At 68.1% G+C, this 7,199-nt stretch carries 5 protein-coding genes; 2 read left to right on the top strand and 3 right to left on the bottom strand.

Features of this window, described 5'->3' with window-relative positions; genetic code table 11:
• Positions 1-124 precede the first annotated feature (124 nt).
• From AC0NZQ_RS21810 to AC0NZQ_RS21800, 3 genes are all read right to left on the bottom strand, one after another.
• Positions 125-1,510: a hypothetical protein gene (locus tag AC0NZQ_RS21810; protein ID WP_474532225.1), complete on the bottom strand. Its 1,386-nt coding sequence runs from the start codon at positions 1,508-1,510 to the stop codon at positions 125-127.
• Between the two features lie 903 nt (positions 1,511-2,413).
• The gene (locus tag AC0NZQ_RS21805; RefSeq protein WP_474532224.1) at positions 2,414-2,866 is read right to left on the bottom strand and encodes a nuclear transport factor 2 family protein; all 453 of its coding nucleotides are present in this window, start codon (positions 2,864-2,866) and stop codon (positions 2,414-2,416) included.
• A gap of 37 nt (positions 2,867-2,903) precedes the next feature.
• Entirely contained in the window at positions 2,904-3,710 is an 807-nt protein-coding gene (locus AC0NZQ_RS21800) for an AfsR/SARP family transcriptional regulator (RefSeq protein WP_474532223.1), read from the bottom strand.
• Between the two features lie 490 nt (positions 3,711-4,200).
• Between AC0NZQ_RS21800 and AC0NZQ_RS21795 the strand changes: the two genes are divergently transcribed.
• Together AC0NZQ_RS21795 and AC0NZQ_RS21790 are read left to right on the top strand one after the other, a co-directional pair.
• A complete protein-coding gene (locus AC0NZQ_RS21795) occupies positions 4,201-6,537 on the top strand; it encodes a sensor histidine kinase (RefSeq protein WP_474532222.1) in 2,337 nt (778 codons plus the stop codon).
• Positions 6,534-7,163 (top strand): response regulator transcription factor, encoded by a 630-nt coding sequence (locus tag AC0NZQ_RS21790; protein ID WP_474532221.1) that lies wholly within the window; start codon positions 6,534-6,536, stop codon positions 7,161-7,163. Before AC0NZQ_RS21795 ends, AC0NZQ_RS21790 begins: the two co-directional genes overlap by 4 nt.
• The last annotated feature ends 36 nt before the right edge of the window (positions 7,164-7,199 follow it).

Raw genomic sequence — 7,199 nt, 5'->3', positions numbered from 1 at the left:
ACGAGGGCGACAGCCCTAGCGCGGAACTCGGCGGGATAGGCACGGGGCACGGTGTTCAGCCTCTCGATGAGGCAGCCACTTAGCCAGTCCAACTGGAACGTTTCTGGTGGGCCAGGTCAAACTGTCACAGTTCGGTGCAGCAGACCCTCATGATGTGCCGGGCGTCGCGGTCGCGGCCTTGTGCACGCAGTACGGCTGCGAGGTGGGTGTAGGGCTCGGCCTCATACTCGCGGCCTTGAGCGAGCCAGGCTATGCGTTCCTTGGCTGTCCAACCGTCGACCTCGATGGCGGTGATGGTGGCGCCGAACAGCTCCACATGCGTGAACTGAGCCCAGCTGCCTGGTGCGTCGAGCAGGCGCTCGATACTTGCGTTGATCAACGACACCGATCCGGTCGACTGCCCACCCAATGGGGCAAGGACTAGCTCGGCGATGGCCGCACCCTGGGTGTCTAGGGCGGTGTCGCCCGGGGTCTTCAGGGTGGCGCCCGCCAGGTTGAGTTGGCTGCCGATGGTGGCGCCGAGGAGGCGGATCTTGCCGTTGGCCTGGAACTTGTCGGTGCAGAAGACGCCGCCGGTGATCGACGCGCCGTCGGCGGACAGGGCGGTGTCGCCGGGGTTGTTCAAGGTGGCGCCGGCGAGGTTGAGTTGGCTGCCGATGGTGGCGCCGAGCAGGCGGACCTCGCCGTTGGCCTGGAACTTGTCGGTGCAGAAGACGCCGCCGGTGATCGACGCTTGGTCGGCGGACAGGGCGTCGCCGCCGGGGTTGTTCAAGGTGGCGGCGTCGAGGTTGAGTTGGCCGCCGATGGTGGCGCCGAGCAGGCGGACCTCGCCGTTGGCCTGGAACTTGTCGGTGCAGAAGACGCCGCCGGTGATCGACGCTTGGTCGGCGGACAGGGCGTCGCCGCCGGGATTGTTCAAGGTGGCGGCGTCGAGGTTGAGTTGGCCGCCGATGGTGGCGCCGAGCAGGCGGATCTCCCCGTCGGCCCGGAACCCGTCGGAGCAGGAGACGCCGCCGGCGAGCCGTATCCCCGAGGCCTCGAGGACTACCGGAAGAACCGCCGGAGCCGTTCCATTGTTTGCTGCGGTCGATGGATGTCCCAGGCGGGCTCGGGCGAGCAGAAGATCATGCGCAAGATTGACCTCCTCCAACACGAGGCTCGGGCATTCCAGGCCCGAGAGGTCGAGATGCCGAAGCTGCGCGCCGCTCAGATCCCAGGCGCTGTCGGCGAGCGAATCATGCAGTTCCAGTGCGAAGTCGAGCATGGCGAACCGCAGATCCAACGGTCCCTCGACGTGCACCGAGGAGATCGACACCAGATGGCCCAGATCGGTGCGCAGAAGAAGATCCCGTAACACTCCTGCGCGGATCTGCGCATACCCCGGCTCTCGCGTCGAGCCGTCTGCCCGGACCCGCTTGGTAAGGCACCCGGTCAGCCATTCCTCGTCCGGGGTCATCGCATCGTGCGCCGGCGCGTCCATCTTCAGATCCTGGCAGCACCAGAGCAGCATCGCACCTGATTGCTGTTCCAAAACCCGACGTTTGTGGACGCAGTTGTGAGACACCTACAACGAGCCGCGGTCGCGGGTGACCGTCTCATTTTCGACCGTTTGCGGACACCCTGCGGTGCGCCTCCTCGCGGGCCGTCAACACGCGTTCACAACTGGCGTCGGCGAATGTACGTCGCAGTATCGGCGCGCGTAGTCGTTTGTGAGACACCTTGATCGTGGCGGGTCAACCGGGAACTCATCCGACTCGCTGACGTACCTGGTCGCCTCACCGGGGGGTGGCCGGGTTTCGGGTGGGCAATCGGGTGCCCAGTGAGCTGCGCGCGCTCCCCGTCGTCTCCGCGTGCGAGGTCTCCTGCTTGCCCCCGCGGGAGCGGTGGGGACTCGCGGGCTGGGGTCGCCAGCGACGCGGTGAGGGTGCGCCGGCACTTCCTCACACAGCAATTCGGCTGGCTCGGCCCGAACCGCTGTAGTCGGCTTGGTCGAGTTCGGTGCCTCGGTGGCGAATGCTCGCGTGGCGAGCGTAATGCCCGCTACTGGGCTCACTGTGCAATACAAAAAGCTCCCGCCGGGCCCGAATCACTTCGGGCCCGGCGAGAGCTGAACAGTAGCGGGGGCCCGATACGAGCACTAGCTCATACTGCCCCGGTGTCGGTCTCGGCCTTCTTGGCTCTGCTCTAGATGCTGGCCTGCTGACCTCGACCGGCGCTCGCGGCGCCCTTGATCTGGTCATGTGGACTGCTGCCCGGCGTGTCACGATCATCGAGGTGGAGCCACGGGCGGCCGAGTGTGATGACGGTGGCCAGACCTGCCGTGGATCGGCGTGGTCAAAGCGGACCCTGCCGCTCGCCGCCGCTGAGCTGACACACGGCAGCGACCGAGGTGCCGCCGGGGGAGCGGCGCGACTCAGTGCACCTCGGCCGGGCGGTCGGCCTTGACGTGGCGATGCTTGATGAGCCACGACCCGGCGCCGTCGGAGACCAGCTCGTCCTCGCAGGTCGTGCTCGAGCGCACCTCGGTCCCGTCGGCCTCGGTGATCTGGTAGACGACTGCGTAACTGCGGACCGAGACGACGTCGTCGCCCGGGGTGATCGCGGACATGCCGAGCCAGTGTCGGCGGGCGATTCCCTGCTCAGCGAGCGTCCTGACGGTGTGGGTGGCGCCGGCCACGATCGCTGCGCGTCCTTGGGCCGGCTGGGGGTGGCCGTCGGCCGCGAACACCCCGTCGGGCGTAAAGAGGTCGGCCCATTCGACGATGCGACCGGAATCGAGCAGCTGCATGTGGTGTGCGTAGAACTGAGTGATCGACGCCTGCAATTCGGCGCTGACAACGGGCACGGCAGTACTGGTGGTGGTCATGGGTTTCCTCTCGTCGGAACAAGCAGCCGGATGTTGGTCAAGCGATGCGGGCGGCGAGTGCGAATGGCGCGTCGGAGGGCGGTGCGACGGGTAGGCCCCGCAGGACGCCCTCCTGGATGCGGCTCATCTCGGGCGACGGCTCGAGGCCGAGCTCGTCGGACAGCGTGCTCAGTGCCTGCCGGCACGCCACCAGGGCGTCGCGCCGTCGGCCGACCACGCCGAGCGTGAAGACGAGCAGGCTGTGGTACCACTCGTTGAACGGGTTCTCGGCGACCAGAGCCCGAAGCTCGGGAATCAGCTGGTGATGCCGACCCAGCTGGAGATCCGCGGTGATGCGCAGATTCAGCGCGTGGGAGTACTGCTCGTGCAGCGCTGCCCGGTGCCCGTCCAGGACGCGACCGCCTACGACGTTGGCCAGCGGCGCACCCGACCACAGTGCGAGCGCCGACCGCAGGCAGTCGGCGGCTTCGTGCGGACGTTGCGCGTCGAGGTGCGCTCGGCCCTCGTCGGTGAGCCGTTCGAACTCGAACAGATCCAGTTGGTGTGGTTCCAGCCGCAGCAGGTAGCCGGGCGCCGCTGTCATCAGCAGTTCCTTGCTGCCGGGCCCGGCTTGGTCCTGATCGATGAGGCGGCGCAGCTGGTAGATGTAGGTCTGAGCCGTGGTCGCAGCGCTGCGCGGCGGGTCCTCGGCCCACAACTCGTCGATCAACGGCTCGATGCCGACGACGTGGTTGGCACGGACCAGGACCAGGGCCAGGGTGGTGAGTACTCGCGGCGCTGTCGGGGTGCACACCTTGCCGTCGCGTAGCACCTCGACGGCCCCTAACAAACGGAACTTCAACATTGCCCAGCTCCTCGCACTTAGGGTTTCGCGTCGACACCGGCCTCGAATACGAATTGCGCGGCTTCACTGCCGGCGACGAGTCCGTGTCGGCACCTACCTAAACAAATAGGGCGAACGTCGGCTATGCGCGTATTCATCACTTGGATAGGAAAAATTCCTGCTGCGTGATGAGCTGGTGTGGCTCAGCTGGTGTGCACGCATGACCCCCGTGTCTACGGGCGCCAGGACGGGCGTCGAAGGCCATGGTGGGCGGTGGGGCGCCGAGCCGAAGGTGTCCGATTTGTACGATCCGGGGTTTATGTGGACTTTGCAACCTTCGGTAATGCGGGTGACATCATTCGGCAGTTTGCCGGCGCCTTAAACGCATCATGCGCGACATGCACCAAAAGGTTTCGGGGTCGTAAACTTCTCAGTTTGGCCCGTTTGGCGAGGCCGTAATCGGTACAGTTCGCGGGTGCCACTGTCGCCCGGTTCGCAGCCTGCAACAGGCATGCGCTTCGCACTGGTCACGGTGATCACGCTCGGCTACGTGGTGGACTCTCTGGTCATCGTCGCCGCGGGACCGCGTGCCGTGACCGGGGCGCCGCTGCTGACCTTCATCGTGCACCTCGTGGTGGCCGCGGTTTGCGTGCACCTCGGCGCCACCAGAGACGTCCTCCGCTGGTCCGTCGCAGCTCGGGTCAGGCTCCTGCTGGTGGTGCTCGTGGCCACCATGTCACCGTTGCTCTGGGCCGGTCCGGGGGCGGGAATCGTGCTCGGCTTCTCGTTGGCCCTGACCTTGCTCGTCATCCCCGGCCACCGTCGATGGCTCGGCTTCGCCGCCTCGGCTGTGGTCGTCTGCGCGAGTTCGTGGGCGACGATCGGCAGAGAGGGCGCCGGGCTGGCCTTCACGTTCTTCTTCGCGCCGCTGACGGGCGTGATGTTCTACTCCATCAGCTCCTTGGCAGGCCTGGCTGCAGCGCGGCACGTCGCCAGCGGCGACGCCGCGCGCATGGCGGTCATCGGCGAGCGACTGCGTCTCGCCCAGGACATGCACGACCTCCTCGGTTTCAAGCTCAGCGCGCTACTGCTGAAGAGCGAGCTGGCGTGCCGGCTGCTGCCCCGCAATCCGACCCGCGCCCGGACCGAGGTCGAGGACACCCTCGAGCTCGCTCGAGAGACCCTGAGGGACATCGGAACGCTGGCCAGGGGAGAGGCCGAGGCCAGCCTCGCTCGCGAGCTCAGCGCGGCGGAGGCGCTGTTCGTCGCTGCCGGCGCGAAGGTGCGCCTCGATGTGCCCAGCGTCGAGCTGCCTGAACAGGTCGACGGTGTCCTGGCGATCGTGCTCCGGGAAGCGGCGACCAACATCGTGCGGCACGCCAGCGCGGCCACGGTGTCGATCACGATCGCCGCGACTGCCGATGCCGTGACGTTGACGGTCGTCAATGACGCTGCCGACGACCCGGCGCCGTCCGCAGCGGCCGCCATCCCGCAGCGTGGGTCCGGGTTGAACAACCTCGCGGCTCGCTTGGCCACCCTCGGCGGTAGCCTGCGGACCCGGCGCGCCGGCGACCTGTTCGAAGTCGTGGCGAGCTGCCCGGTCGGGCGCGCGAGGCGAGGGATGACGACACGACCGATCGCGGGTCTTCGTGCCGGGCTCGGCGCGGCGGGTTTCTCCGGGGCGGACTGGGCCCTGCGCAAGGCCCGCGTCACCACCACAGCGGTGATCGTGGGCTACGGAATGCTGCTACTCATCGATGAGCGTGACGTGGCTGAGTCTCGCAGCGCCGGCGTGGGTCTCGCGATCGCGGTGGACGTGCTGGCGCAGGTGGGCCTGCAGCTGTGGGTCGCGTTGCAGGACCGGCAGACCGTGCTCCGTCGGCGTGCGGTCATCCTCACCGCGCAGGTGATGGCGGCCTTCGCCCCGCTGCTCTGGTTGGACGGGCCGTGGCGGTCCATGGCCGGTTTCGTCGCGGGGTCCCTGTGTTTCCTGCTGTCGGCCCGTTGGCGATGGTTCGGCTACGCGGTGCCATGTCTCGTCGTGCTGGGGCTTGCTGTCGCTACCAGCCGCGACCTCGCCGGCTTTGCCGAGTTGATGATCTCCAGCACCATGACCGCGCTCATCATCTTCGGCGTCTGCCGGCTGGCGCTGCTCGTCGCGGAGATCGAGAGTTTCCGTCGGGAGTATCTCCAGCTGGCGGTCACCGCCGACCGGCTTCGCACCGACGAGCAGCTCGACGAGCTGTTGCGCCACGACCTGGACCGGTTCGTCGCAGTTGCCGAGGCGGCGTCCCACGCCCTACCCGACGATCCCGGGCTTGCCCGAGAGCGACTGTCCGCCGCCCTTCCCGTCGCCCGGCACATGGTGAGCAACGTCCGCGTGGTCGCCAGCGGATACCGGGTCACCTCGTTCGCTGACGAGCTCGCGGCCACGACCGCGACCCTGCGCGGCGCCGGTATCGAGGTCACGAGCCGTGGCGCTGACCTCGTGCCGGCGGACCTCGCGGCCGCCTCCGGTCTCATCCTGCGCTCGATGGCCTCGGCGGTCATGCAGTGCACGGGCGTGCAGGGATGTCGCGTCGAAGTGTGGGTGGGCGACACCGAGGTGCATCTGCTCGTGGCCACGCGTATGCGTTCAGTCGCGGGTGCGACGCGCTCGGACGCGCCGCTGCTCCGGCACGCCGAAGAGGTCGGGGTGCGGGTGGCGTCGGCAGGGGGCAGGACGGCGGTCCGTACTGACAACCACTGGGTCGAAGTGGTGACGAGCCTGCCGATCGTGCCCGCCGCCCCCGCCGGTTCGCTCGGGCTCCCGGCAGCAGCCCCCACTCGTGATCCGGTGCGGCGATGACTGCAGCGGACAGGCCGTCGCCGATCCGGATCCTGCTCGCCGAGGACGTGCAGATCCTGCGTGTCGCGCTTGCTGAGTTGCTCGAGTTCGAAGACGACCTCAGCGTGGTCGCCCAGGTCGGCTCGGGCGACCTCATCGTTCCTACCGCGCAGCGAGTGCAACCGGACGTCGCCGTCCTCGACGTCGACCTACCGCAGCTCGACGGCCTGTCAGCCGCGGAGGCCCTCCACGCCCAGGTGCCCGGATGCCGGACACTGATCCTCACGGGGCTGGGGCGACCCCGCACGCTGCAGCGTGCGTTGACGATGTCCGTCGCCGGCTTCCTGCTCAAAGACGCGTCACCGGGTGAGCTCGTCGCTGCAATTCGGGTGATCGCCGGCGGCGGCGCGGTCATGGATCCGCATCTGGCTTTCGCTGCCTGGGGCGCCTCGCAGTGCCCGTTGTCGGACCGGGAGGTCGAGTCACTGCGCCTGGCCGCGAACGGTGCGGAGCCCCCGGAGATCGCCGCCGCGATGCACCTCTCGGTCGGCACGGTGCGCAACTATCTGACGGCCGTCGTGGCCAAACTGAACGCGCGCAACCGGGTCGACGCGATCCGGATCGCACACGAGGCCGGCTGGCTGTAGGCCCGTCCCCGGATCACGACCCGGCGACGACGGCGA

The organism is Jatrophihabitans sp. sgz311053 (assembly GCF_056135305.1).
The sequence above is the reverse complement of the archived record's forward strand: the minus strand, read 5'-3'. Positions and strand labels throughout refer to the sequence as shown.